Source organism: Tellurirhabdus bombi, from assembly GCF_021484805.1.
Lineage (GTDB): Bacteria > Bacteroidota > Bacteroidia > Cytophagales > Spirosomataceae > Tellurirhabdus > Tellurirhabdus bombi.
In genome coordinates this window covers 1577510-1603471 of sequence record NZ_CP090557.1, presented here as the reverse complement: position 1 = coordinate 1603471, position 25962 = coordinate 1577510, and the positions used below count along the sequence as shown (strand labels likewise).

The window sequence follows — 25962 nt, the reverse complement described above, 5'->3', positions numbered from 1 at the left end:
AGCTTTCCGGCTCTTTTTTTATAATTTCAGCCCACCTAAATGCAATGAGTCCAGTAAAATAAGTCTTCATGAAAGTAGCCCCTTTTTTTTCGCCTAAAAAAGCCGTCTTTGCTTTCTTCCTTTGTTTCTATTTTGCGCTAAACCAGCAGGCTTTGCCTCAGGTAGTTAAACAATATCAAAATCCAATTCTGGCCGGTTTTTATCCCGATCCTAGTATTTGCCGGGTTGGGAACAATTATTACCTGGTTAATTCCACCTTTGCTTATTACCCCGCCCTGCCTATTTTTCAGAGTACTGATTTAGTCAATTGGAAGCAAATTAGCAATGTTCAAAGCCGCTTGGATCAGTTTAACTTTGACGGTTTGGGCGTATCAAGAGGTATTTTTGCGCCTACCATCCGGTATCATAAAGGGACTTTTTACGTTACCTGCACCCTGGTCGATGGCAAGGGTAATTTCATTGTCACTTCCCGAAATCCGGCGGGTCCCTGGTCCGATCCAATTTGGTTACCGCAGGTAAATGGCATTGATCCGTCTCTATTTTTTGACGACAATGGCAAAGCTTACTTGATCTACAACAGCATTCCACCCGATAATAAGCCGCTTTACGACGGTCACCGCACCATTCGAATGTATGCTTTTGACGTACAGCAGCTAGCCGTAACGGGTGAGGAAACAATTTTGGTTAATGGAGGCACCGACATCAGCAAAAAACCAAGCTGGATTGAGGGACCTCATATTTTCAAAAAAGACGGTTTCTATTACCTGATTGCCGCCCAGGGCGGTACAGGTTACGATCATTCGCAGGTTGCATTTCGCAGTCGGCAGGTTACTGGCCCCTACGTTCCTTACGAGCACAATCCCATTCTGACGCAGAGAAAACTAGACCAAAATCGCAATTGGCCAATTACCTCAACGGGCCATGCCGACTTGGTGCAGCTTCCCAATGGCGACTGGTGGGCTGTCTTTTTGGGTTGTCGCCCATACAAGCCTTTCGACCAAGATTATTACAATACGGGCCGCGAAACCTTTCTGGCTCCGATACGGTGGAAAGATGGCTGGCCCATCATTAACCCAGATCACGAAGTAGTTCAATACCGCTACCCTGCTCCCAAGTTGGCTGCGGCGCTAAAACCAGCCAAGCCCACTAACGGTAATTTTCAGATCAGGGATAATTTTGATAAACCCAAGCTAGATTGGGACTGGCTTTTTCTTAGAAATCCGCGGACAAGCTGGTATAGCTTAGCTGAAAAAGCGGGTCACCTAACCGTTGAGGTTCGTCCCGAAGATTGCTCTCAGAAAATCAACCCGAGCTTTATCGGACGTCGCCAGCAGCACCTTTTCGGCTCAGCCAGTACGTCGTTTCAGTTCTCGCCCACTTCAGCCAACGAAAAGGTTGGTATGCTGATTTTTCAAAACGAGGAGCATTTCTATTTTCTGTGCAAATCCATTGAAGCTGGTCAGCCAGTTGTGCAGCTTTACCGATCAGCGAATGGTATGCCACCCAATCAAATGGAGTTATTGGCTACGCAGAACCTCCCAAAAGAAAGCGCGGCACCAAGTCCATTATTCTTGAAAATTGAAGCGAAGGGCGATACGTATTCGTTCTTTTACGCGCTTCAGCCCACAAGCTGGACACTGTTGAAGGACAAAGTAGAGGCCAAATTTTTGAGCACGAAGGAGGCGGGCGGCTTCGTCGGCTGCCTCTACGCCTTGTATGCTACCTCACTGGGCAAAACGTCAACCAATAAGGCTCACTTCGACTGGTTCGATTACACCGGGTCGGATGAAGTCTACAAATAGTTTATTTACTCTTCGGTTCGGCATCACGTATAAAGTTTTGAATAAAAATTAGTCTATTTTGCATTGTTTTAGCCTAAATCCTTCCTTCTGATGAATCATTTACAACCCGCTGACTACGCGGTGTTTCTACTTTATTTCATTCTCGTATCCGGCTACGGCTATTGGGTTTATCGCCGTCGGAAAAACAAAGAAACTGATACAAAAGACTTCTTTCTGGCTGAAGGTTCACTAACCTGGTGGGCAATCGGTGCTTCCCTCATTGCCTCCAACATTTCTGCCGAACACTTTATTGGCATGGCCGGATCGGGCTTTGCCATGGGACTGGCCATTTCCTCCTACGAATGGTTTGCCGCCGCAACGCTCATTGTGGTTGCGGTTTATTTCATTCCGATTTACTTAAGCAACCGCATCTATACCATGCCGCAATTTTTAGCGCAGCGGTATAACGATACGGTGAGTACCATTCTAGCCATCTTCTGGCTGGTAGTTTACGTGCTAGTCAATTTAACGTCTATTCTGTATTTGGGTGCCGTAGCTATCGAGTCGCTGGCGGGCATTTCGTTTACAACCTGTACCATTGGGCTTGCACTTTTTGCAATTTTCATTACGCTGGGCGGCATGAAAGTAATTGGCTATACCGATGTGGTTCAAGTAGTTGTGTTAATTGTTGGCGGTTTAGTAGTGACCTACTTGGCCTTGGACCTTGTCGCGGATAAAGTAGGTGTTTCTGGCGTTTGGAATGGAATCCTCTCGCTACGGAAGGAAGCAGATACGCATTTTCACATGTATTTGCCCAAGGGCCACCCGCATTACAACGAATTACCGGGTATGGCTTTGGTCACGGGAGGCATGTGGATCAATAATTTTTCCTATTGGGGATGTAATCAATACATCGTGCAACGCGCTTTGGGTGCCGATTTGAAAACGGCCCGAAGCGGAATTCTTTTCGCCGCCTTCCTGAAGTTACTGATTCCCCTGATTGTGGTTATTCCCGGCATCTCGGCGTACGTCCTTTTCAAAAACGGTATTTTTCAGGAGGCCATGACGGGTGCGAACGGGCTGGTTCGTCCAGACAATGCTTATCCCGTTTTGATGAATTTGTTGCCAGAAGGCATGAAAGGGCTGGCTTTCGCTGCGCTGACAGCAGCTGTTGTTGCCTCGCTGGCTGGTAAATGCAACAGTATCTCGACTATCTTCACGCTCGACATCTACAAGAAATTTATCGATAAAGATGCCTCCGAAAAAAAGCTGGTGCGAGTAGGGCGTTACGCGGTGGTGGTAGCCTTTGTGATCGCCATTTTTATCGCGCCGATGCTGCGTTCCTTTGACCAGGTTTACCAATACATTCAGGAATATACGAATTTCGTTTCGCCGGGTGTTTTTGCCATTTTCCTGTTGGGATTCTTCTGGAAGCGCACCACCACACGGGCCGCTTTGACGGCAGCTATTTTGAGTATTCCGCTTTCGGTTCTACTTAAATTCTGGCCAGAAGTAATGAATCTGGTTGGCGTTCAGGCAGACGAAATTCCATTCCTCCACCGAACTATGTGGGTTTTCTGCCTGGATGTACTGCTCATGATCGGCGTGACACTTACTGATCCCGCTAGCGTCAATAACGAAAAGGGGTTAACGATTGACAAGCGATTATTTCGGGTTTCGCCTTCCTTCATAATAACCTCAGCGCTGATTTTAAGCATCCTGGCCGTATTGTATAGCGTGTTTTGGTAGATTGCAGCATGAAATCCGTTGTATTAGCCATAAGCCTGCTTTGTGCTACTTTATCTGCCTACGCTCAATCGTTGAAGACTGAATTAGATTCCGTAATGAGTCGCCACTTCCCGGCCAAATCACCGGGAGGGGCTTTGTTTGTCCAGATTGACGGGAAAATAATCTACCAGAAAGGGTACGGCTCCGCTAATTTAGCTAAAGCAACGGGCGTTACTCCGGCGACGAATTTCCGGATGGCGTCGGTTTCCAAGCAGTTTACGGCCATGTGCATTTTGCTGTTAGAGAAACAAAAAAAGCTGTCTGTTGAGGATAACCTGCTCCGATTTTTCCCGGATTTTAATTCCAAGGTAGGTCAGAAAGTAACGCTTCGGCACCTGCTAACGCATAGGTCTGGTCTGGTTGATTACGAAACCCTGCTCCCACCCAAGCGAAAAAACCAGATTTTTGATGCTGAAGTGGTTCAATTGCTCAAGCCGCTGGACAGCACTTACTTTGAACCGGGCACCTCTTTTCGGTATAGCAATTCTGCGTTCTGTGTGTTGGAGCAGGTGGTCGAAAAAGTTTCTGGCCAGCCTTATTTATCCTTTATTCGTCAGACCATTTTTGACCCTCTAGGCATGAAGCAAACGACCCTTTATGATCCTCCCAAAGGCATTATTCCAAATAGGGCAATGGGGTATGCACCGGGCGAGAAAGAAGATGAAGTCGTGCCAGCCGATCAGAGCGTCACCAGTGGAACCAAAGGCGATGGCTGTATCTATACGTCCTTAATCGATTACCAAAAGTGGTGCAAGGCCTTAGAAGACAATACGCTTCTTGATCTTACCGCCGCTTTTGAGCGTATTAGTTATCCTATTGAAAATACAGAACAAGCCTCTTACGGACTGGGTTGGTTTCAGTACCATCCCGACGAAAACACGGCTGAGTATTTTCATTCGGGGAGCACATCTGGGTTTAGCACGTTTGTGGTGCGAGTTCCGGCGAAGAAGACAACCATTGTGCTGTTTTCTAACCTGGCCGATAACACTGCTCCTTTCGAGGAAGTACTAACCACCATTCGCGTTGCCTCAGAAACAGCGCCGCTGATTGACGTATGGGCACTGCATGATTTAACGCAGTAGATTACCGGCCTCCCCTATCGTCGTTGCTTATTTTCTTGCTTTGCTTGCTACCCCCGGCATTCATCTGACCAAATCGCCATTCGAACGTAAGGCGAGCCGAGCGGTTAACAAAGAAGTAACGGCCCTCGCTCCTAAAAGATGGTGCCGATTCAGTTGCCGTTTGCCGTATCCCCCGGCTGAAGGGATTGTTTACTCCTAACGTTAAGCTAGCTTTTTTGTCCCAGAACTCGCGTTTCGCCGAGAATCCGTACCAGTAAAATCCTGAATTGGTCCCTTGTAAGCTGATCCAGCCCGAACCATAGCTCCCGTTTGCCTGCAAGGTGTAATTATTAGGCAATTTATACGTGCTATTGAAATTAACATTCCAAATCATACCGCTGTTGCCCTGTTTGAGGGCCGGACTATACAAATCGATATAGCGTAGATCGCTACCGCCGTTCATAGTCCAGTTTTTATTGATTTGCCCGGATAAATTTATGTTCAGTCCGTACGCTTTCCGCTGGGCTATATTTTGGGGCTTCACAAGCGATACACCCGTAGAATCAACCGTTGACAGAAACTCAATCGCATTATCCGTCTGCCGCCAGTAAAGTGCCGAATTGATCGATACGCCTTTTTTTGTGGTTACACTATGAGACAGTTCTGTGGCGTGGCTCACTTCCGGATCCAGGTAAGGATTACCCGTCTGTAGGTTTTTAGGATCGCTGGCGTTGAGCCAAGGATTCAGATACCAGATTTGAGGCCGCTGAATGCGTTGCGTATAGCTAACTTTCAGCGTATGTGTTTTGAGGCCCTTGGACAGAGTTACGCTAGGAATAAGATTGTTATACTGACTGGCTAGAGCCGTTTTCGTCGTTAAAAAATTGCCTCGAATATCCGTATGCTCAAAGCGTGCACCGGCGTTAAGGCTCCATTTTCTTTTAGTCTCCATCCGTAGCGCTGTGTAACCGGAGTAAACGTTCTGTGTATAATCAAAATCATTTGCCTGAGTGGGGTCTACAATCCAGCCCTTCTCAGCGTCTCTTAATTCTTCAACCCGGTATTCGCTGCCGATGTCACGCAGAATGGCCTTCGCGCCGACTTCCAGTTTAAAGCTTGTGGTATCTTTCGCTCCTTTCCGTGTAAATGGGTGGGTATAATCAGTTTGCAGCGTATATTCCTTGTTACGGCTATAATTGGTGCTATGCTGCCGTAACAAAAGTTGCTCGGATAAGGAATACCGGTCTGTATCGTAGAAGTAATTATCAGGCATCAGGCTGAATTGGGTCAAGAACGAGAACTCCTGCTCTGGCTTCTTAAATGTCTTGGTATACCCCAAATCAAGCTGTCCGTTTCCATAGGGATTACGAAAGCGAATGTCATTCCGAAACGCCTGCAAGCTAACTCCCGCCGGATCGGTCAGGTTATTAAACACTCGGCTATCGTTTGGGAAATTCCCTCCCCAAACATTGGCCGCAAAGTTGATACGGCTGGTTGAATCGGGGTCATAATCAATACTCATCTCGCCATAGCCACCGGTCCCGGTATTGTCTCCCGTACTGATTTGGGACAATATATTAACTGGCTTTCCATCCAGCAACGTTGTCCGGTTTGTCTGTATATCCCGAATATTCCGGTATTGGTAGCCGTTGGCAGCCAGCGACAGCCCCCATTTCTTTTTCTTTAACGCCAGATTAGTCCCTAAGCCGCGGTTAAAGTTACCGGCGGTGGCATTGACGGAACCATTGAATCCCTGCAAGGCTTTTTTGGTAATGATGTTAATAACCCCAGCCGAGCCTTCTGCGTCGTACTTGGCACCCGGACTAGTAATGACTTCAATCGATTTGATCGTATTGGCGGGCATCTGCTTCAGGGCATCGGCCAGGTTACGGGCCATCATGGCGGACGGTTTCCCATTGATCAGCACTTTGAGGTTACTGTTTCCCCGCATTTGAACATTTCCGTTTAAATCAACGCTCAGGGTCGGCACTTTTCGTAGTACGTCAGCAGCAGTGCCACCCGCGTTGGAAATGTCTTTTTCGGCGTTGTAGATCAGCCGATCGCCTTTGTCCTCCACCAATGCTTTCTGGCTCACAACGGTTACCTCACCCAGCGTTCTATCTTCCGGGGTCAATTGATTTTTTTCTAAACGCAGGGTAGGGTTTGAGTTGGTCAGCACCACCGGTATTGTTTTCGTTCGATAGCCTACGAAAGATATTTCCAGTTGATATTTTCCTAACGGTAGATTTGTTAACCCAAAAGCTCCGGTCCCATCCGTTGTGGTACCTGTGATGAGTTTTGCATCGGCTTTGAGTGCTACGGTAGCAAAAGGGATTGTTTTGGACGTTGTAGAGTCCGTAAGGACGCCGGTGATTTGTCCGGCTTGGTCAGATTGGGCGAGAAGTCCACCTGACCAGAGGGCCAGCATGAGTAAAAGGAAGAATTGTTTCATTCGTATTTGTTGGTGGTTTAGGATTTCTGGGTAAAAGTATACCACAGAAAGAAGCGCTGACGCTGTCTTAACACACTTTAACAAGTGAGTATAACGGTTTATTCAAACGCTCATGCCTGAGAGATGCAAGAAAGCGGACAAGAGTTGCGCGAGTAAAAAGAGAAAATTCCGCTGATGTTTAGTTGCAGAACGGTAGGCTTTAAGAAAATAAAAGCAGAGACAGAATACTAATTCTGCTCTGCTTTACGGTGTATTGACCAATTTGGCATCCGCCAGTAGGGCCTTATTAAGGGAAGCTCGTGAGAGAGTAAATTAGCTTTCAGCGCGAAAACGACACGGACTATAAGCATACCAGTCAATTAGTTCCGTTCTAGGTTCATATACGGCAAGGGGGTTGATTGAGTCATGCGTTGCCAAATCAGATAAAATAGCCAACCCCTCATTTCTGGAAGAACACGGTAACATTTTGTATTTCCCCCGCAGCAAATAAATAACGATAAATTTCATCTGTATGGAATTTGGAATAGAACAAGTCTGCCAGGAGCAGAATTTTGAGTTCTACTAAGACGGCTTAATTCCAAAAACGTCAACGATCCATGCAGAAGATATAGGTGAACAACAGGTTTAAGGTAGTGAACTGTAAAAATATATAGGTGAACAGTTTTTAGATTTTAGTCATAAAAAGCATTCCATAGAGATTAAAGAGCGACCATAACCAGATAAAACCTACTTGGGGCCAACAAATAAAAAGCGACTTTACCAAGCACGGAGATGTTATTAAATCGCTGCTGTCCGGCTTTTCTACGCCTGAATAATGATACATAAATAACAGATCGGTAACATCTAATTAATGCAGCGACGCTCTCTTTGCAGCGGGAAATTCATCACCCCCGTTTCATGAAAAAAAATCTATTTTCGACGCTTTTATTGCTTCTTTTGGCTTGTTTCGGGATATCCGAAACAATGGCCCAAACCACCCAGGCTTCCATTGCCGGGATTATTTCGGATAAACAGCAGGCTCCCCTGCCCGGCGCTACAGTTCAGGTACGCAATGAATCGACTGGTTTTTCTACCGGTACTGTAACCAATGCTCAGGGTGAATACTCCTTTAAGGAATTGCCACTGGGAGGTCCTTACACCATCAAAGCCACTTTTATCGGTTATGGCGAACAAAAAAGAACCGGTTATGCGCTCAACCAGGGCGATGCCGTCCGGCTAAACTTGGTTATGCAGGAAGATGCGCAGTCGCTGGAGGTGGTTCAGGTTGTGGCTTCTGGTCTGAAAAATAAGACGGAATACCTGGGTGCCGCTACGGCTATTTCGGCCCGATCAATCGCTACGCTGCCCGTCAATGGCCGGAATTTCACCTCGCTGATGGATCTTTCGCCGCTGAGCCGGGGCGGTAACCTATCGGGTCAATTGGGCTCATCTACCAACTACACCATCGACGGGATGAACGCCAAAAACCCGACATCGGCAGGAGCAACTACCAGCCGCAGTGGGGCACCTTATTCAATTTCCATCGAAGCCGTTCGGGAATTCAAGGTAGTTACGAACCAGTACGACGTGACTTTCGGCCGTAGCGGAGGTGGAACCGTCAGCGCGGTAACCAAAGCCGGTACGAACCAATGGACCGGTAGTGCTTTTAATTATACACGGGCGGGCTGGTTGTCCAGTCGGTACGATATTCGGGGCAACGTACCAACGAATGATTTTTCTACCAATCAGTACGGTTTCTCTTTGGGTGGTCCGATCATAAAGGATAAATTACACTTCTTTGCTGTCTGGGATCACCAGCAGGATTCTCGCCCGTTGATCATTGCTGATGTTCAGTCACCTGTAGACGAAAACCGGTTTAATGTAACGCGTGAAACCCTGGATCGGTACGTAAGTATTGCCCGTAGTAAATACGGAGTGGCCAACACGCAGCAGTATGGCACCTTCGACAAAGGTCGGGGTTCCGATGCTGCCTTTGCCCGTCTCGACTGGCAGATCAATCGCAAGAATCTGTTAACCATCCGGAACAACTTTACCAGCGACCGCAACAAACTCGGTTTAGCGGACAACACGGCCATCAACATTTATGAGTCGTACGGAGATGATTATAACAAGGATAACAGCTTGCTGGCTACCTTACGGACTTCGCTGAACCCACGGCTTACCAACGAGCTGAAGCTTCAGCATCTTTATACGTATCAGGACAGCCGCCCGGGCGATCAACTCCCTGAATCAAACATCCCCCGCGCTATTGTGGAGAACGTAGTTTCGACTATTAACGGAGCGAACCGCTCGACCAGCATCCAGATGGGGGGCCACCGCTTTGCGCAGGAGGGCTTCACCAACAATGTGCTTCAACTGGTTGATAATGTGTATTATAATACCGACAAAATTCAATATACATTCGGAGTTGACCTGATGTATACGCACTCGCGCTCGCTATACGGAAGCGAGGTAAACGGTCGTTTTCACTATATTGGATTAGACAATTTCGAGCAGTTAAAACCGTACCGTTATTACCGGGAAGTGCCGCTGGTAGATGATCCTACCGTGCGGGGAAGCATTCTGAATGCCGGTGCCTACGGACAAATGAGCACCCGCTTGGGCGCTGGTCTGGTCATGACGGCTGGTTTACGCCTGGATTATGCTCACTATCCATCGACCTCACTGAATGAAGTGGTTTTGGCTGACCTCAACCTCCGGACAGACAATAAGCTTCGGTCTTTTGTGGTACAGCCGCGCTTGCAATTAAACTGGGACGTAAACGAGCGGCATACGGATTACATTCGGTTCGGAGCGGGGATTTTTGCGTCTGATATCAATAACTACGTAATTATCAACAACCTTACCTTTGATGGTAAGCATCTGGCGACGGTGGATGTTCGCTCTCCGAATATTCCAGCCCCTGACTTTGCGGCGTACCGGAATAATTACGCCAGTATTCCTTCCTTGAATGCATTCCAACTGCCTACCATTAACATGACAGGTCCCGATGCGCGTGTACCGATTATGTACAAAGCGAACCTTTCTTACAGCCGGTTCCTGACGGATAAGCTCAAAGTGGGTATTGCCGGTTATATGACCTTAGGGCGTAATAACTACATGTACGTGGATCGCAACATGGTGGCCGAACCTTTCTTCCGACTGGCTAATGAGGGCAATCGGGGTGTATACGTTCCCGCCAACACAATTCCAGAAAATAATGGCGCTGCCGACTGGTTGCAAGGGCGGATTAGCCAACGGCTAGGCCGCGTGCTGGAGCTAAACAGCGAAGGAAAAGTAAACCAGTTTGCCGTGGTAGCCGATGCCACATACCAGTATTTCCGCGATGGCGAAATTTCGATGAGCTATACCTGGAATGATACGAAAGACAATACTTCTTTCAACGGAAACGTGGCCAATACTGCTACTCTATCGTTACCTGTTAAAGACGATCCGCGTGATTTGAGCAAGATGACGTATTCTGACAACCACTTCCGCCATAAAGTAGTATTCTACGGTACCCTGCCTTCGTTCTGGGGCGTTACGGTTGGCGTACGGTATTCAGGCCTCGGTGGAACGCGTTACTCATTGCTTTCAGGAGGTAACACCAACGGTGATTTCGTATCGGGAACCAATGACTTGGCATTCATTTTCGACCGATTCAGCGAAAATGTACCCGCCAATGTTAAAACAGGCTTACAGGCTGTTCTGGACAACCCTGATGCCAGCCAGAGCATCAAGGATTATATCAATCAATACTCTGGTCAAATTGCTGAGCGTAACGGTGGAATCAACGGATTCTATGGTGTATTCGACGTGCGGGCTAGCAAAAAAGTGCGGTTGTTCCGCAACCATAATCTGGAAGTATCGGTCGATGTATTCAACTTTGCCAACATGCTCAAACGGACTTGGGGCGTTAACAAATCGCTGGGAACGCAGGCGCTGTATGCATTGGGTATTCCGAGAACAGCTACTACAGAACAAGTACCTTTTTTCAGCCAGGCAACACAGCAGTTCAATTACCGAGTCAATACGGCGGGTGTAGTTTCACCGTCGGGAAATCCTTTCCAGGTTCAGATTGGTGCCCGCTATAATTTCTAAGCTTAAAAATTCAATCACGCTATGCATAAGTTAGGACTTCTGGGGCTACTACTTTGTTCGCACATGCTGGTAGCCCAGCATTCCTTGGATCGACAGGGGCACCGGGGCGCTCGGGGGCTAATGCCGGAAAACACAATTCCCGCGATGAAAAAAGCGCTGGATCTGGGTGTTCAAACGCTGGAACTGGATGTGGTTATCTCGAAGGACAAGCAAGTGGTTGTCTCTCATGATACCTACATGGCTTCGGATTTTATTCTAAAACCGGACGGAACGCCTATTCTGGCAAGCGAGCAAAAGGATATCAATCTGTACCAACTGACTTACGCTGAAATTAAGAAGTTCGACGTAGGCAGTAAGCCTCATCCGCAGTTTCCGCAGCAGCAGAAGTTTACGACGTACAAACCGCTGCTGGCTGTTCTGATTGATTCGGTGGAGACCTACGCAAAAGCCAAAGGATTGCCGCAGCCGCAGTATAACATCGAGATCAAATCCACACCCGCGTCGGACAACAAATACCATCCTGAGCCAAAGGAATTTGTGGATCTGGTTATGAAGATATGCCAGCAGAAGAAACTGGGAAAGCGGTTAACGATTCAGTCGTTTGATGTTCGGCCTTTGCAATTAATCCATAACCAATTTCCGGACGTAACGCTCTCTTACTTAACGGCTAATCCGAAAACCTTGGCAGAGAACCTTGCTGTATTAGGCTTTGTTCCACCCGTTTATAGTCCTTATTACAAGACGGTTACGGGTGACTTGGTTAAGGCTTGTCACAACCAGCAAATGCGGATTGTTCCGTGGACGGTTAATACCAAAGCTGAAATAGACGAGATGGTTAAATTAGGTGTAGACGGGATTATCTCTGATTATCCAAACTTATTTTAACGGCTAGTTTAGTCCTACATTTTTATACAAAAGCCGTACCTGATCGATCAGGTACGGCTTTTTTGATGCCAGCATCGCATCATTCGCGGTCAATTTCAAACGACGTATGATTGATCCAAATAAAAAAGAGGTTACCACTTTCGTCGTAACCTCTTTACAATGCTCCCGAAGCTGGGCTCGAACCAGCGACCCTCTGATTAACAGTCAGATGCTCTAACCGACTGAGCTATTCGGGAGTGTTATTGTGGTGCAAAAGTAGAGCAGCTATATCTATTTTGCAAGTGATTCCCATAAAAAAATTGTCAAATCACCGCTATTTTTGATAAGTCTCTGATTCTCTACTACTCTACTTTTGCCAATTAATACCGGTTTCCGCCCGGAACACGCTCCAGAATAATCTCCTTGATCCGACGAGCATCCCCTTTGGTGAAATTCTTGATGATAATTTCAGGCCGCGCCCGGGGTAAAACCCGAATCGTTGAAAAAAACAAGCCACTGTCAATTTCAACGCCGGATATGTCGGCATAGAAAACAAAATTCTCGTTGCCGCCAATCAGCTTGCGCGTGCGGAACGTAACACCTTTGTCGTCCAGAACGACTTCATCGCGATTAATAGGGTCTTTAAAACTGCTGGAACGAAATATGTCTGCCATAGAAAAATTTGTTATAGGTGGTAAAATCTCGAAGGCCCCAATAAACCGACGACTTCGGGATTCTACGACTGCTTCGGTATATAAATGATTTTTTTTGTCTCAAAAAAAGGCTCCTCAAAGTAGTCAGATAATTCATAAATCCGGTATCTCTCCTTGATTTCCGCTAATTCTTCTGCTAAATCGCCGCCTTTCAGGTATAAGACGCCATTGGGTAACGCATTGTTTCCCGCTTTGTGAATTTTATACCGAACCCAGCCAATAAAAGGATGTAAACGCGTCACAGCCCGGCTGACCACAAAGTCATAGGTCGTATCCAGTCGCTCAACCCGGGCTTGCTCTGCCTTCACGTTGGTTAAGCCCAGCGCCTGCACCACTTCGTTAACAACCTTGATCTTTTTCCCAATACTGTCCACCAGATGAAAATCGGCGAGCGGAAAAAGAATGGCTAGCGGAATGCCCGGAAAGCCTCCCCCCGTACCCACGTCCAATATTTCAGTGCCCGGCTTAAACTGGATCACTTTAGCAATTCCCAGTGAATGCAGCACGTGCTTTTCATACAGCGCATCAATGTCTTGCCGGGATACGACATTAATCTGCGCGTTCCAATGCCGATACAATTCGTCCAGCGCCGCAAACTGCTCCTGCTGCCGGCTAGTCAGCTGGGGAAAATAAGTTAGTATTCGTTTTAATTCTTCGTTCATCGCCACATGATTTTTCGATTGCGCCGGGGCCATAGCGTTGTTACACCCATCACCGCATAATAAATACTCAACACTAAATCCATCGCTGGTATGGCCAGCCAATGAACCGTTTTACCGAGTCGGTAGCTAATTCGTCCAACTACCACCCAAAATAAAATGAATCGGAGGAGAAATAAGCCGACAGCGCCAATTATCAACTGACCCGTTGGTTCATGCACTATTGCTTCTTCCCACTTTACCCAGGCAAGTCCAGCCATGATCAATACGGGAATGCTCGTTAGCCAGCTCATAATGTGCGAAAAAGACAAAATACCCAGCCAAAGTTTATTTTTCAGCCTGTAGTATTTCCCTACGGATAAATGCCGGCGCTTCTGGTACCGCCACGCCGCCACGGTCTCTTTCGGAATCGACTCCACAAAGGTAGCCGGGTGCAAACAAACAGCCACATTTTTACCCGTCGCCACTTCGTTCATAAACAAATCATCATCACCCCCCATTACGCGCATGTGTGAGTAAAAACCTTTGTTAGCCAGAAATAAATCGCGGCGATACATCAGATTTCGGCCAACACCCATGTAGGGCTGACCGGCCAGCGCCAGCGAGAAATATTGAACCGCCGTATATAAGGTTTCGTAGCGAATCAGTCGGTTAAGCCAGCCGGGCCGTTTTTCGTACGGCGAGAAACCCAATACAATTTCTTTTGCCGGATTGGCTAGATGGGCCACCATACCAGCCAGCCATTCAGCGCTTGCCGGACGACAATCAGCATCGGTTACTAATATTATATCGTATGTTGCTTTACGAATCCCAGTAGTTAATGCATACTTTTTGGGAGTAACATGATCATAGTCGTGATCAATATGATAAAAGCGTAAGTGCTCAAATTCCTGTGCGGCTTCTTCCAGAAAAGTACGCGTTCCATCCGTAGAGCGATCGTTCATCACAATCACTTCAAATGTTGAGTAGTTTTGCCGGTCGAGAATCGGCAGTAACTCACGCAGATTTTGCAGCTCGTTCCAGGCGCAAACAACAATGGAGACACCTGCCTGCGGTTGAGCCGAGACAACATTACTTATAAGTTCACCAGCCGGCAATACCCGGCTTTTGTAAAAAGCAGTTCGGGAGAAAATAGCGACGATATAAAAAAGCTGAACCAAAACGGCAGCCGCAAAAAAGGACAAGAAGAAATAGAGCACAGAAACGTTACGAGTTAACTAAATCACGTACAAATGAATAGTTTTGCAAATTTATAGGTTACCACTATACATTTAGTAGTTAACCTTCGACTTTCGATTAGGACTTTATGACTTTTACGATTGAAGCGACCGACCCAGGGTCAAAAGCCCGGGCGGGCGTTGTTACCACTGATCACGGTCCCATCCAGACGCCCATCTTCATGCCTGTTGGAACGGCAGGAACAGTTAAAGCGGTTCATCAGCGCGAACTGGAACAAGATATTAATGCCGATATTATTCTTGGAAATACCTACCACCTCTACCTGCGTCCCGGTCTAAACGTGCTGGAAAAAGCCGGTGGTTTGCATGCGTTCAATGGCTGGAAACGCCCCATTTTGACCGATAGTGGCGGTTATCAGGTTTATTCGCTGTCCAATACCCGCAAGATCAAGGAAGACGGAGTTACCTTCAAATCCCACATCGACGGTTCACCGCATATCTTTACGCCGGAAGGAGTTATGGATATTCAGCGCAAGATTGGCGCGGATATTGTTATGGCTTTTGACGAATGTACGCCTTATCCCTGTGATTATGAATACGCTCGGAAGTCGATGGAAATGACCCACCGCTGGCTGCAACGTTGCGTTACCCGTTTTGACAGTACGGAAAGCCACTATGGCTATCAGCAAACGTTGTTTCCGATTGTGCAGGGCAGTACGTACAAAAATCTGCGCATTCAATCGGCAGAAGCGATTGCTTCTCACCAGCGCGAGGGAAATGCCATTGGTGGTTTGGCCGTTGGCGAACCCGCCGAAGAAATGTACGAGATGCTTGAGATCGTGAATGGAATTTTGCCCGCTGATAAGCCCCGTTACCTAATGGGAGTCGGGACACCTGAAAACATTCTGGAGGCAATTGCGCTTGGTGTTGATATGTTTGACTGTGTAATGCCTACCCGAAATGCCCGCCACGGCATTTTATTCACAACTCAGGGAATCATTAACATCAAGAATGAAAAATGGAAAGATGATTTTAGCTCGATCGACGAAGAATTGGGTGGCTATGCTAGTACATATTATTCGAAAGCGTACCTTAGACACCTGATAAAAGCGGAAGAGTTGCTGGCTGCGCAAATTGCCAGTCTGCATAACCTGACTTTTTATCTTTGGCTGGTTCGCCAGGCCAGAGCGCATATTCAAACCGGCACATTTGTGGAATGGAAGAGCCGTATAGTCAGAAAAGTAATGCAACGCCTCTGATTGTAGGACTAAAGAGATTTTAAAATAATAATTTTAGATATATTGGCACAAACAAAGCTAGAAGTATCTTGTTTGTAAACTAAACGAAAAGATTTAGCTTTGCGGCTAATGTTCGGAACTTACGTCAACCTTGACATATGTCCACTAACCACACTATTCAGATTCAACTACCAAACAATAACCTGATAAGTATGAAAAAAGTATCCCTGTTTGTGAAGGCAATGGGGTTGGGCTTGTTGGCATCGGCCAGTGCTTTCGCCCAATATAACCCGAAAGCCTCGTATGAGGGGCCTGCGAAAATGAACACCTGGTCTGTATCCATTCACGGTGGCCCTACCCAATTTTTCGGAGACCTGAGGGAATATGATTTCTATCCGGTAGGTAATACCAATTCCGATAGTTACAGCGAACGGGGAACATGGTTCGTCGGAGCAGCCGTAGGAAAACAATTATCGCACCTATTTGGACTCCAGCTGGGCGCCAACCTCGGAAATCTGGCAGGTATGAAGCGCCGGCAGTATTTCTCGTATTTCCGCTCCAACTACCAACAAGTAGACCTGACCGGTTCTGTCAACCTGAAAAGCCTACTGTTCGGTCCTAACAAAATGAAGCACTGGAAAATTGATGGCTATACGGGTATAGGCGTTCTGCGCTTTAAATCTACCGCCTATCAATTAGGTTCAGGCCGTGTTCAGCGCTTTACAAAACACAACGCTGGCGATGGTACTGTGACACCAGCGGGTTACGAAGCGGACTGGGTGATTCCAATCGGAGCGGCTATTCATTATGAAATCAGCCCTCGTTTTGACATCGGTCTTGATTTCCGGATCAACCACGTTAACACCGAACGCCTGGATGCAACCATTGGTGGCGACAACTCAAGCGTTTACGACCAAGTAGGTAGCCGTGGGTCTTTCGATAACACACTTGCTCGCAAAGGGTCTTCTTCACTGGATAAATACGGTTACGGTTCCTTTATGGTTACTTACAAATTAGGTAAGAACGCCATTCGGGTTAAGAAAGAAAACGGAAAATACGAATACGATACAACCAAAGGTACTTATCACCTGCGTTGGACCGATCCTCGTAACCTGATCAAACCACCAGTCATCCTGACTCTGGAGCAAATCGACTCAGTAGCGAAGGCAAACCGTCCTAAAGACATCGATCCTCGCTTGCTGCTTGACTCTGATAACGATGGTGTTTCTGACTACTTCGACCGTCAGCCAAACACGCCAGCAGGTAGCATCGTATCGGGAGCTGGTGAAGCCATCGACTTTGACAAGTACGTAAGTGCTGCTCTGCCAGGAATTGCTTGTGCTGAAATCTTCGCAAACGTTCAGTTTGATACTGATAAGAACATCATCAAGCCGCAGTATTACGAAATGCTGAACAAGGTAGTAGAGTTACTGAACAAAACTCAGTGCCGTCTGCAACTATCAGGTCACGCTGACCGCCGGGCATCTGACCGTTACAACATCGCTCTGTCACGCCGCCGTGTTGAAGCTGTTAGAAACTACCTAGTTAAAGCAGGTCTGAACGACGCAAACCGTATCGTTATCGATGCATTCGGTTCATTCAAACCAATTGGCGACACTTCGCGCAATGGTCTGCAGAAAAACCGTCGGGTTGAATTGCGGTTAGTACCGTAATCAAACCAGTAACAATAAAAGAAAACCCCGCTCGCGATCGCGAGCGGGGTTTTCTTTTATATAGATATTAATGCTTGCCTTAACGAGTGTACTTTCAAAATAAAGTCTTGATCGTATCTACTATGCGCGTTAAGTCTTCCTGGCTTAGATTAGATCCCGAAGGCAAACACAAACCCCGATTGAATAAATCTTCACAAACGCCGCCTCCGTAGTAAGGTGCTTCCTCAAAGACAGGCTGTAGGTGCAGAGGCTTCCAAAGCGGACGGGCCTCAATGTTTTCTGCTTCCAGCGCTAGCCGCAAGTCTTCCCGGGAAATTTCAGCAGATTCGTTAACGACCAGTGCAGATAACCAACGATTGGAAAAACTATCTGCAAGCTCCGGCTGAAACTCAATAAATGGATACGCTTTAAGCTCCTCCTGATAAAAGTGGAAATTAGCCCGCCGCCGTTCAATCCGCGTGGGTAACACCTCCATCTGTCCAAGTCCAATGGCCGCGCAAACGTTGCTCAAGCGGTAGTTATACCCAATGTGCGAATGCTGGTAGTGTGGTGCTGGGTCTCTCGCCTGCGTAGCCAGAAAACGCGATTTGGTAATCAACGCCTCCTCATTACCTAACAAAGCTCCCCCGCCGGAAGTAGTGATGATCTTATTTCCGTTAAATGACAAAATTCCTAGCTTCCCAAAACTGCCCATTGCCTGGCCCTTGTAGGTTGACCCCAATGCTTCGGCAGCGTCTTCAATGAGCGGTATTCCGTATTGCTCACAAATAGCCTGGATAGCAGTCATCTGGGCGGGCATGCCGTATAAATGCACTACAATAACGGCCTTAGGCTTCTTGTTCTTTTTCAGGCGGTCTTTGATCGCTTCTTCTAAAGCGACTGGGCACATGTTCCAGGTTTCTCGTTCGCTATCAATGAAAATTGGTGTAGCGCCCTGGTAAGCAATGGGGTTGGCACTCGCAGAAAACGTGAATGACTGGCACAAAACTTCATCGCCATAGCCAACGCCTACTAAGATTAAAGCAAGATGTAAAGCCGCTGTTCCAGAAGACAAAGCCGCCGCGTGTTTGACACCCGTATAGGTACAAAGTGCTTTTTCAAAGGCGTCAACATGTGGTCCTAGCGGCGCAATCCAATTGGTATCGAATGCTTCCTGAATGTATTTTGTCTCATTACCGCCCATATGCGGTGACGATAGCCAGATTTTTGGTTTCATAGCACAGGCTCTTGGTATTTAATGATTCGACCGGGATTTCCATAAACAACGGCATAGTCAGGAATGTCGCGCGTTATCACTGCCCCGGCTCCGATCGTAGCCCAACGGCCAATGTGCAAGTTAGGGACAACTACAGCGCCTGCCCCAATCAGGGTTCCTTCACCTACTTTTACGTTACCGCAAAGGGTAGCGTTCGGAGCGACATGCACAAAATCACCAATAACGCATTCATGATCGACCGAAGCACTTGTGTTGATGATCACGTGCCGTCCAATTTTCACTTCTGTCTGAATCACTGCACGTTGTAGAATGACACTCCCTGCGCCAACCGACGCATTTTTATCGATTATGACTGTCGGATGAACGATTTGCCCAAAGGCATGCTTACTGTTTGCCGCCAGTTGGTACCGAATAGCATTGTATCCAACCGAAATAATCAGGTTACTTTCGGGTAAAAACTGAGGGTTATATTTCCCTATAACCGGAATATTCCACAGGCTTTTTTTGCTCACATCATCATCAAAAATTCCTTCAACGGGAATGGAGTAAGCTTCTAAACAGCTAATAATTACTTTGGCGTGTCCACTGGCTCCGAATAGCAGCATAGTTAATGATTACCGGTAAATCGCTCCATCGTTACCGAGGTTGCGGATGAAATTCCTTCGGGACGAATAAATTTCTTGAGTGTCAAGGCTATAATTTTTACGTCCAGATAAAACGATACATTATCTACATACCAGACATCATAAGCAAATTTTTCCTGCCAGGAAATTGCATTTCGGCCATTAACCTGCGCCCAACCCGTTATTCCAGGCTTTACATCGTGCCTTCGCCGCTGCTGGCTATTGTACAAGGGAAGATAGTCGACCAGCAAAGGCCGGGGGCCGATAAGGCTCATATCTCCTTTTAGCACATTTAGTAACTGTGGCAGTTCATCAATTGACGTTTTGCGTACTAGCTGGCCGACCCAGGTCAGGCGTTCCTTGTCTGGCAACAAATTACCTACCGCATCGCGCTTATCATTCATCGTTTTGAATTTGATAATGCGAAATACGCGGCCATGTTTACCCGGACGTGGCTGTAAAAAAAACGCTTTCCCCTCGTTGGCTACGCTTAAAACTATGGCGGTGATCAGTAAAATTGGCCAGCTAAGCAACAGCCCCAGTAAAGCAAGCGTGTAATCGATCAATGGCTTGAACCCTGTCCGATACATTTTTCCAGTATAGTTATGTAGTTATCGGCTAGTACCGTTCGATCAAAATGCTTCTTCGCATACAGGTAACCATTGGTTCCCTGCTTTGCGATCAGGTCTGGATTTTGCAGGTAGTTTTGAACTTCGGCGGTATACTTGTCCGGGGCTTCAGGCTCGACAAAAACACCGGCTTGCGCTTCCTCTACCAACTGGCGCGAAATACCATCAATCACCATTAGGATCGGTTTTTTGCAGGCCATATAGTCGAATGTTTTATTCGAATAAACCGTCTTAAAGGTATCGGCTTTTTTCAGCACCGAGGTCCCTAAATCCGACGCCAGGATAAACTTAAAAACCTCTCGCTTGGCTACTGAATCAATGAACCGGACATTTGCCAAGCCGCGCTGCTGGGCATCTCTCATCAATTCTTTTTTCTGCATGCCATCGCCAATCAACATGAAATAAGCCTTGGTATCTCGTAGTCGTTCAGCCGTGTCCAGAACCTGCACCAGGTGATTGGCCACGCCATGCGCACCAACATAAGTGATAACTAGTTTATCGTCGATGCCTAGCTCACGGCGGAATAGTTTGGCGTCAAAGGTATGCAGGAGCTCCTCTGAAAGCGAAAAATCAGCTGCGTTGGGAATGAAACAGATTTTCTCGGCAGGTACACCTTTCTTTTGAATCAATGTGTCTCGGAACGCTGGTGTCAATACGTTTATCAATCTGGCCTTTCGGTAAACAAATTGTTCAAACCAGTACGCAAACCGAATGATCAGTTTATTGGTCAGTACGCCCGTATCAATAGCCGATTCGGGCCATAAATCCCGAACTTCAAAAACAAAGGGCACCCGCTTAATACTGGATAACACATAAGCCGTAATGCCCACAAAAAGCGGCGGTGAAGTCACTACAATTACATCATACTGGCCTTTTATTTTGAACATACCGGCCCAGATACTCGAAAAAACAAACGAAAAATAAGCCCACAAGCGGCCTAAAAAATTTACGTTATAAGCTTCCGAAACATGGCAACGAACGATATTTACACCGGGCACGTAGTCCTCCTGGTAGAAATACTTACCCTTGTATTTATCCGATTTAACGCCTTTCGTATAACTCACCATTCCAGCCAGTACAGTTACCTTATGTCCTTTTTCGGCCCAAAGACGACTCATTTCATTCCAGCGGGAACCACCGCCTTCCTGGCTGTCCAGAAAATATTGGTGTATCAATAAAATGCGCATCAATTAATCAGTAATGGTGTATTCAATTCGGGTGGTTAGCTGATTCTCCTGCGTTGAGAAGACCAGTTGCTGAGTTGCTACCTTAACACCGTATAGCCCGGAATACCAGCCATCCCGCATTTCAGCAACTAGTTTTTTCCCGCCCGCATCGCTAGCCGAGATTTGGCAATTTTCAGAAAAGTCATCCGACGGATTCCAGATCTGTTGTAGCGGAAGGCCAGCGGTATGGCTAAATATATCAGTTATTTCCCAGACAAAACTATTTTTATATTTAAGAACCTTGCGTGTATGCGTGATGCCTGGACTAACATGCGCAAAAGCTTGAATGGTTCCTTCAAAGATATAGGCTTCTGCCGTTTCCGAAAGACTTGCTTCTACGGCCTGCGACCAATCGAACCAGATGAAACGAGGCCCTTTTTCCATTTGGTCGTAATGACCTAGCATTACTGTATTGTGGGAAGCTGTTCCATTAAAAAAACGCCGGAATGCCTCTTCAGTATTGTATTTATACGAGCCAGCATCCCGTAAAATATTCCTGCCCTTCACCCAAATATCCAGATGCAGATTGTCGGCCTGCGACGGACGGTCTTTGTGCCGCCCGCAACGTACAAAAGTCAGCGTCTCTCCATCCCGAATCGTGTAATATCCACCAAGATCAAACCTATTTAACGCCTCCTCGGGTGGCTTTTGCCAGACATGGTTAGTTGGTTGATGCAGGCCGTACCAATATGCATCTTCCTGCCATTCTCCCGGACCATACCCTAAATCAGCGGCGACGCAACTAGCTAATGCCTGAAGTTGTGGCCGATAATCACGATAACCACAATTGTTTAGCGGAAAAAACAAAGCGCCATCATTAGCGCCGTAGTTGGGCAACCAACCCGACTGATCCTGACAAGCCCGGAGAAAATGAATAGATGCTTCTGCGCGTTGCTGCACGACCGGACTCAAGGTTTCCTTATTAATCTTCGACAGTTGTAACGCCCAGGTAAGTAACTGAACAACAACCCGATGATAGTTCATCGAAAACTGAAGAAAGCTTCCATCTTCGTAAATCTGGTATGCAATTTCTTCTTCAAACCAGCGTTTGCCGTCTTTGTGCCACTGGTTGGATTCTGGAAAAAAAGGCATCAACAGACCAACCAAATACAAAGCCAATGTCTCCGTAATGGCGTGGTTGTTCCGAACGGCAATGCGCGAAAAATTGATATGCTTGTAAACGTGCTGAATCTGCCAGTGAATGCTATTTAATATTGTCGAGAAGGCTTCTTCTGTCAGAGCGGGGGAATCACGGTAATAATATAAGGCAAAAATCCAGTTTAAAACCCGCAACGAAATTTCCTGACTGCATCGGTAATTAGGCCCCTGGTTTAATGGGTTAGCCGCTATCCACGACAGAATTTCTGCCACGACAAAATCCGAACAATCGTGTTCAAAATGGTAATCGTAGCGAATCAGCGTCAGGATGTAAGCAAACCGCGACTTTTCCCAAACCGCTTTGATATCACCTGAAACAGGGGAAAAGTCAGGAATTTCGGTCCAGTGCTTGAGCGGATACGTATAACTATTATCCGGATTGGTAACCCAATCGTAATTCAGGCCAAGCGGTTTATAGTCAGCGTTAAAGAACAGAATATTACCAGCCAGAATTTCCTGCGCCGCCCGCTGTAAGGAAGGAGTTTTCTGCTTTGGAAACGCTACTTTCTCGCGGCTGACAAAAAAGAAAGGTTTAGCCGATTGTTTCCAATTGGCCTGTGTAATGAATGTCTTTGGCGTAAACGTGGTTGGAAAATTTTTCTTCAGTAAACCAGTCCGCCGTTTTACTTCATGGCCCAGCCGATACCGGACATAGCGCCATCCCATATTTTGCCATAGCTGACGCAGTAATTTAACCTTTTGCCGCATGTTCAGGCTTCAGCATTTGCAAATACGTTTCCAGTAGACTCTTTAGGAGCTAACATTTCCGAAATGGCAATCCATCGGCCTTGTTTCAGGCTCTCAATAGCAGCTAACGTAGCGCGCGAGGTATTAATTAACTCCTCAAATGGAATAAGGGCGTCTCCACCCTGCTGAATTTGCTGGACCAGTAGCTCAAATTGCTTGCGGTGCCCTTTATCTAGTTTGGTTTTCAGACTCGAAAAGCCCTTAAATCCGAAGCCGTCCAATGTCCGGAAATTATCCAGAACAAAGGTTCGTTCTTGCGAGTAAACCTCAACCCGCTCTTTGGAATAGGCTTTATGGCCGTTCGAAAAGTAGTTTACTACTCCCGTTGATCCATTAGCAAATTTGAGCAGAATCGAAGCATTGTCTGTCGCTCCAGTTGGGTTTTCACCCATCGCATTCATACAAACCTGTTCGACGAGGCTGCCCGTCAGAAAAGTCATCAAGTCGATAAAATGACAAGCCTCACCAAGGATTCGTCCACCACCGATTTTAAGATCATGCACCCAAGAACTGGCAGGAATAGCACCGGCATTCATCGTAGCAATGACATTCATGGGGCCGCTTCCCAGCAGCGTTTTCATCTTCTGGACGTGCGGCGAAAAACGGCGGTTAAAGCCAACGGTCAAGGTACGGTCAGCCACTTGGTAAGCCTGGATGATTTTTTCAAGCTCGTCGGTATTTAGCGCAAGTGGCTTTTCCACAAAGACGTGTTTTCCCGCATTCAGTGCTTCAATGGTCATCGACGCGTGTTGGTTATGCCGCGTCGTGATCATCACCAGATCGGTTTCTTTGTCGTCCAGTATCGACTTATAATCGGTTGTGCTGTTACTAATCCCATATTTTTTCGCTAATGCGGTCCCATTCACTCCGCCCGAACTAGCAATGTATTTGATGGTTGCCGACGAGTCTTTCATATTTGGCAGAATGGTCATCTTGGTGAAATTCCCCGCTCCAATAATCCCAATAACTCCTTTACCACCCTTAAACGTAGCTGATGGCAGACTTTCGGTGGTGTTATACGTTGCTTTCTCTGGATAGGTAAAAATAGTAGCAATAGACCGTGAAGTGCCAATTCCCCCGTATATATCCCGAAATGACGCCAACGGAATAACCTCGCTTATCAATGGCTTAACATCTAATTGGCCCGCTGCCAGCGCTTGCAGTATGGCTTCAAAGTTTCGTTTTTCAGTCCACCGAACAAAGGATAATGGATAATCCACCCCTTTTTGTTCGTAATCGTCGTCATAACGGCCAGGTCCATACGAACAGGAAACCTGAAAGGTGAGTTCTTTCTCGTAAAAGTCGGCTCGTTTCACATCCAGACCGATTACGCCCACCAGAATGATTTTACCCCGCTTCCGGCTCATGTGCGCCGCCTGGGCAATGATGTCATTGCTTTTATTGGAGGCCGTAATAATAACACCGTCAGCTCCTACACCATTGGTCAGGTTTTCAATGTACTTGACGGGGTTTGTACCATCGGAGAGATTAACGGCCAAAATGCCTTTTTTCTGCGCAATACTTACTTTTTCAGCATCAAAATCAAAACCTACTACCCGGCATCCGTTGGCCCGAAGTAGTTCGGCGGTTAATAGCCCAATCAGCCCCAAGCCTATCACCACAACCGTTTCACCAAACGTAGGCGACAACAATCTAATTCCCTGTAAACCAATAGATCCAATGACGGTAAATGCGGCTGCTTCATCGGTTACCTGGTCTGGAATCGAAGCGACCAGGTTTTTAGGAACGCACACAAACTCGGCATGTTGGCCGTTCGAAGCCACGCGGTCCCCCACCTGAAACTCGGTTACTCCTTCCCCGACGGCCATGACCCGACCAACATTGCAATATCCTAGTGGTAGAGGTTGTTCCAGTTTATTGAAAACAGCCTCGAGGGTTGGCATCAACCCATCCGTTTTGATTTTATCTAGTACCTGTTTTACCTTATCTGGTTGCTGCCGAGCTTTTTCAATCAAGTTTGCTTTCCCAAATTCAACCAGCATACGCTCTGTGCCGAGTGAAACCAAACTACGCGTTGTCCGAATCAGAACGCAGCCTCTTCTGACAATCGGGGCGGGTACTTCCTCTAATAAGGTTTCGCCGTTTTTAAGATTTTGTATAATTTGTTTCATGCGTTTTCTTTAGGAACTGCATATACAAAAAGAGTATTATCTTCATCCAATTTGATTGGAGCATCTTTATCAAGATTGTATATATTATAATCATCAGATAGCAACTCTCCAAATACCTCTTTCTCATCACTATTGCTATGAAACTCCATAATAATAATTGGCTTATAAATCTTAATTGTATTAATTGCACCGCGCAATACATTCCCCCCAAATCCTTCTACATCAATCTTAATTAAATCAATCTTTTTAATCGATTTCTCCTTTAGATAATTATCTATTGATATAGCTTCTACTCTGTTGCCTTCCGTATATGAAACTTTGCCTGTGGTGGAAGTAGGGCCTTCATTAAAATAGAGTATTCCATTTCTATCGCCAACCGCTTTCTGCTCAATAGTCCAATTTGAAACTGTATTTAGTTCTTTTATCCGATTACAATAAATATAGTTTTCATAAAAGGGTTCGAAGCTATATACATGGCCTAAAGGGGCACTAGCCGCAGATAATAAGCTATAATATCCTACATGTGCACCGATATCTATAAAAACAGTATCTTGTTTCAGGTATTTCAGAAACAATTTAGTCACGTTAGGCTCATAATAGCCTTTGTGGTAAGCTCTTCCAATTGAGGATCCTAGTATCCACTTATATCCTGAAAGTTTTTCAAGCCCTGAAAAAGTAGTTACTTTGCCTTCATATACTTTATAATATAATTTATGGAATAGCTTTTTAATAAAGAGATACATA

At 46.5% G+C, this 25962-nt stretch carries 18 protein-coding genes and 1 tRNA gene; 7 read left to right on the top strand and 12 right to left on the bottom strand.

Going from position 1 to position 25962, the window contains the following annotated elements; genetic code table 11:
* Window positions 1-68: 68 nt before the first annotated feature.
* From L0Y31_RS06755 to L0Y31_RS06745, 3 genes are all read left to right on the top strand, one after another.
* Window positions 69-1802 carry a glycoside hydrolase family 43 protein gene (locus tag L0Y31_RS06755; protein WP_234736359.1) on the top strand — a complete coding sequence of 578 codons (1734 nt, stop codon included), beginning with the start codon at window positions 69-71 and terminating at the stop codon, window positions 1800-1802.
* Between the two features lie 90 nt (window positions 1803-1892).
* Window positions 1893-3530, top strand: a complete 1638-nt coding sequence (locus tag L0Y31_RS06750; RefSeq protein WP_234736358.1) for a sodium/sugar symporter — start codon at window positions 1893-1895, stop codon at window positions 3528-3530.
* 8 nt (window positions 3531-3538) lie between these two features.
* Window positions 3539-4651, top strand: a complete 1113-nt coding sequence (locus L0Y31_RS06745) for a serine hydrolase domain-containing protein (RefSeq protein WP_234736357.1) — start codon at window positions 3539-3541, stop codon at window positions 4649-4651.
* A gap of 1 nt (window position 4652) precedes the next feature.
* On the opposite strand, the gene L0Y31_RS06740 is transcribed toward L0Y31_RS06745, so the two are convergent.
* Window positions 4653-7082, bottom strand: a complete 2430-nt coding sequence (locus tag L0Y31_RS06740) for a TonB-dependent receptor (RefSeq protein WP_234736356.1) — start codon at window positions 7080-7082, stop codon at window positions 4653-4655.
* Between the two features lie 897 nt (window positions 7083-7979).
* Here L0Y31_RS06740 and L0Y31_RS06735 point away from each other — a divergent pair.
* Window positions 7980-11162 carry a TonB-dependent receptor gene (locus tag L0Y31_RS06735; RefSeq protein WP_234736355.1) on the top strand — a complete coding sequence of 1061 codons (3183 nt, stop codon included), beginning with the start codon at window positions 7980-7982 and terminating at the stop codon, window positions 11160-11162.
* Between the two features lie 21 nt (window positions 11163-11183).
* Window positions 11184-12047 (top strand): glycerophosphodiester phosphodiesterase family protein, encoded by an 864-nt coding sequence (locus L0Y31_RS06730; RefSeq protein ID WP_234736354.1) that lies wholly within the window; start codon window positions 11184-11186, stop codon window positions 12045-12047.
* Between the two features lie 162 nt (window positions 12048-12209).
* Here L0Y31_RS06730 and L0Y31_RS06725 read toward each other — a convergent pair.
* The 4 genes from L0Y31_RS06725 to L0Y31_RS06710 all read right to left on the bottom strand — a co-directional run bounded on the left by L0Y31_RS06725 (window position 12210) and on the right by L0Y31_RS06710 (window position 14597).
* Window positions 12210-12283: transfer RNA gene (locus L0Y31_RS06725), tRNA-Asn, on the bottom strand.
* A gap of 123 nt (window positions 12284-12406) precedes the next feature.
* Entirely contained in the window at window positions 12407-12700 is a 294-nt protein-coding gene (locus tag L0Y31_RS06720) for a hypothetical protein (RefSeq protein WP_234736353.1), read from the bottom strand.
* A gap of 62 nt (window positions 12701-12762) precedes the next feature.
* Window positions 12763-13401 carry a 16S rRNA (guanine(527)-N(7))-methyltransferase RsmG gene (gene rsmG, locus L0Y31_RS06715; RefSeq protein WP_234736352.1) on the bottom strand — a complete coding sequence of 213 codons (639 nt, stop codon included), beginning with the start codon at window positions 13399-13401 and terminating at the stop codon, window positions 12763-12765.
* Window positions 13398-14597 carry a glycosyltransferase gene (locus tag L0Y31_RS06710; protein WP_234736351.1) on the bottom strand — a complete coding sequence of 400 codons (1200 nt, stop codon included), beginning with the start codon at window positions 14595-14597 and terminating at the stop codon, window positions 13398-13400. Before L0Y31_RS06710 ends, rsmG begins: the two co-directional genes overlap by 4 nt.
* A 107-nt stretch (window positions 14598-14704) precedes the next feature.
* Between L0Y31_RS06710 and tgt the strand changes: the two genes are divergently transcribed.
* Complete coding sequence (tgt, locus tag L0Y31_RS06705; protein WP_234736350.1) at window positions 14705-15835, top strand: tRNA guanosine(34) transglycosylase Tgt; 1131 nt, start codon at window positions 14705-14707, stop codon at window positions 15833-15835.
* Window positions 15836-16026: 191 nt separating this feature from the next.
* Complete coding sequence (locus L0Y31_RS06700; protein WP_234736349.1) at window positions 16027-17487, top strand: OmpA family protein; 1461 nt, start codon at window positions 16027-16029, stop codon at window positions 17485-17487.
* Window positions 17488-17581: 94 nt separating this feature from the next.
* Here L0Y31_RS06700 and L0Y31_RS06695 read toward each other — a convergent pair whose 3' ends face one another.
* From L0Y31_RS06695 to L0Y31_RS06665, 7 genes are read right to left on the bottom strand one after another with little or no spacing between them, the layout of a single operon-like run.
* Window positions 17582-18703 (bottom strand): DegT/DnrJ/EryC1/StrS family aminotransferase, encoded by a 1122-nt coding sequence (locus tag L0Y31_RS06695; protein WP_234736348.1) that lies wholly within the window; start codon window positions 18701-18703, stop codon window positions 17582-17584.
* Complete coding sequence (locus L0Y31_RS06690; RefSeq protein WP_234736347.1) at window positions 18700-19308, bottom strand: acetyltransferase; 609 nt, start codon at window positions 19306-19308, stop codon at window positions 18700-18702. Before L0Y31_RS06690 ends, L0Y31_RS06695 begins: the two co-directional genes overlap by 4 nt.
* Window positions 19309-19310: 2 nt before the next feature.
* Entirely contained in the window at window positions 19311-19916 is a 606-nt protein-coding gene (locus tag L0Y31_RS06685; protein ID WP_234736346.1) for a sugar transferase, read from the bottom strand.
* Window positions 19889-21142, bottom strand: coding sequence for a glycosyltransferase family 4 protein (locus L0Y31_RS06680; protein WP_234736345.1), 1254 nt, complete (start codon window positions 21140-21142; stop codon window positions 19889-19891). The genes L0Y31_RS06685 and L0Y31_RS06680 overlap by 28 nt, the downstream gene beginning before the upstream one ends.
* Before the next feature lie 3 nt (window positions 21143-21145).
* Window positions 21146-23047, bottom strand: a complete 1902-nt coding sequence (locus L0Y31_RS06675; RefSeq protein WP_234736344.1) for a heparinase II/III family protein — start codon at window positions 23045-23047, stop codon at window positions 21146-21148.
* Window positions 23048-23049: 2 nt separating this feature from the next.
* Window positions 23050-25218 carry a bi-domain-containing oxidoreductase gene (locus tag L0Y31_RS06670; protein WP_234736343.1) on the bottom strand — a complete coding sequence of 723 codons (2169 nt, stop codon included), beginning with the start codon at window positions 25216-25218 and terminating at the stop codon, window positions 23050-23052.
* Window positions 25215-25961: an FkbM family methyltransferase gene (locus L0Y31_RS06665; RefSeq protein WP_234736342.1), complete on the bottom strand. Its 747-nt coding sequence runs from the start codon at window positions 25959-25961 to the stop codon at window positions 25215-25217. Before L0Y31_RS06665 ends, L0Y31_RS06670 begins: the two co-directional genes overlap by 4 nt.
* Window position 25962 lies beyond the last annotated feature (1 nt).

Coding starts and splice junctions, on each gene's coding strand:
- L0Y31_RS06675 (WP_234736344.1), bottom strand. CDS start 23,047: ATGCGGCAAAAGGTTAAATTACTGCGTCAGCTATGGCAAAATATGGGA.
- tgt (WP_234736350.1), top strand. CDS start 14,705: ATGACTTTTACGATTGAAGCGACCGACCCAGGGTCAAAAGCCCGGGCG.
- L0Y31_RS06695 (WP_234736348.1), bottom strand. CDS start 18,703: ATGAAACCAAAAATCTGGCTATCGTCACCGCATATGGGCGGTAATGAG.
- L0Y31_RS06685 (WP_234736346.1), bottom strand. CDS start 19,916: ATGTATCGGACAGGGTTCAAGCCATTGATCGATTACACGCTTGCTTTA.
- rsmG (WP_234736352.1), bottom strand. CDS start 13,401: ATGAACGAAGAATTAAAACGAATACTAACTTATTTTCCCCAGCTGACT.
- L0Y31_RS06700 (WP_234736349.1), top strand. CDS start 16,027: ATGAAAAAAGTATCCCTGTTTGTGAAGGCAATGGGGTTGGGCTTGTTG.
- L0Y31_RS06740 (WP_234736356.1), bottom strand. CDS start 7,082: ATGAAACAATTCTTCCTTTTACTCATGCTGGCCCTCTGGTCAGGTGGA.
- L0Y31_RS06750 (WP_234736358.1), top strand. CDS start 1,893: ATGAATCATTTACAACCCGCTGACTACGCGGTGTTTCTACTTTATTTC.
- L0Y31_RS06755 (WP_234736359.1), top strand. CDS start 69: ATGAAAGTAGCCCCTTTTTTTTCGCCTAAAAAAGCCGTCTTTGCTTTC.
- L0Y31_RS06665 (WP_234736342.1), bottom strand. CDS start 25,961: ATGTATCTCTTTATTAAAAAGCTATTCCATAAATTATATTATAAAGTA.
- L0Y31_RS06690 (WP_234736347.1), bottom strand. CDS start 19,308: ATGCTGCTATTCGGAGCCAGTGGACACGCCAAAGTAATTATTAGCTGT.
- L0Y31_RS06745 (WP_234736357.1), top strand. CDS start 3,539: ATGAAATCCGTTGTATTAGCCATAAGCCTGCTTTGTGCTACTTTATCT.
- L0Y31_RS06680 (WP_234736345.1), bottom strand. CDS start 21,142: ATGCGCATTTTATTGATACACCAATATTTTCTGGACAGCCAGGAAGGC.
- L0Y31_RS06670 (WP_234736343.1), bottom strand. CDS start 25,218: ATGAAACAAATTATACAAAATCTTAAAAACGGCGAAACCTTATTAGAG.
- L0Y31_RS06730 (WP_234736354.1), top strand. CDS start 11,184: ATGCATAAGTTAGGACTTCTGGGGCTACTACTTTGTTCGCACATGCTG.
- L0Y31_RS06720 (WP_234736353.1), bottom strand. CDS start 12,700: ATGGCAGACATATTTCGTTCCAGCAGTTTTAAAGACCCTATTAATCGC.
- L0Y31_RS06735 (WP_234736355.1), top strand. CDS start 7,980: ATGAAAAAAAATCTATTTTCGACGCTTTTATTGCTTCTTTTGGCTTGT.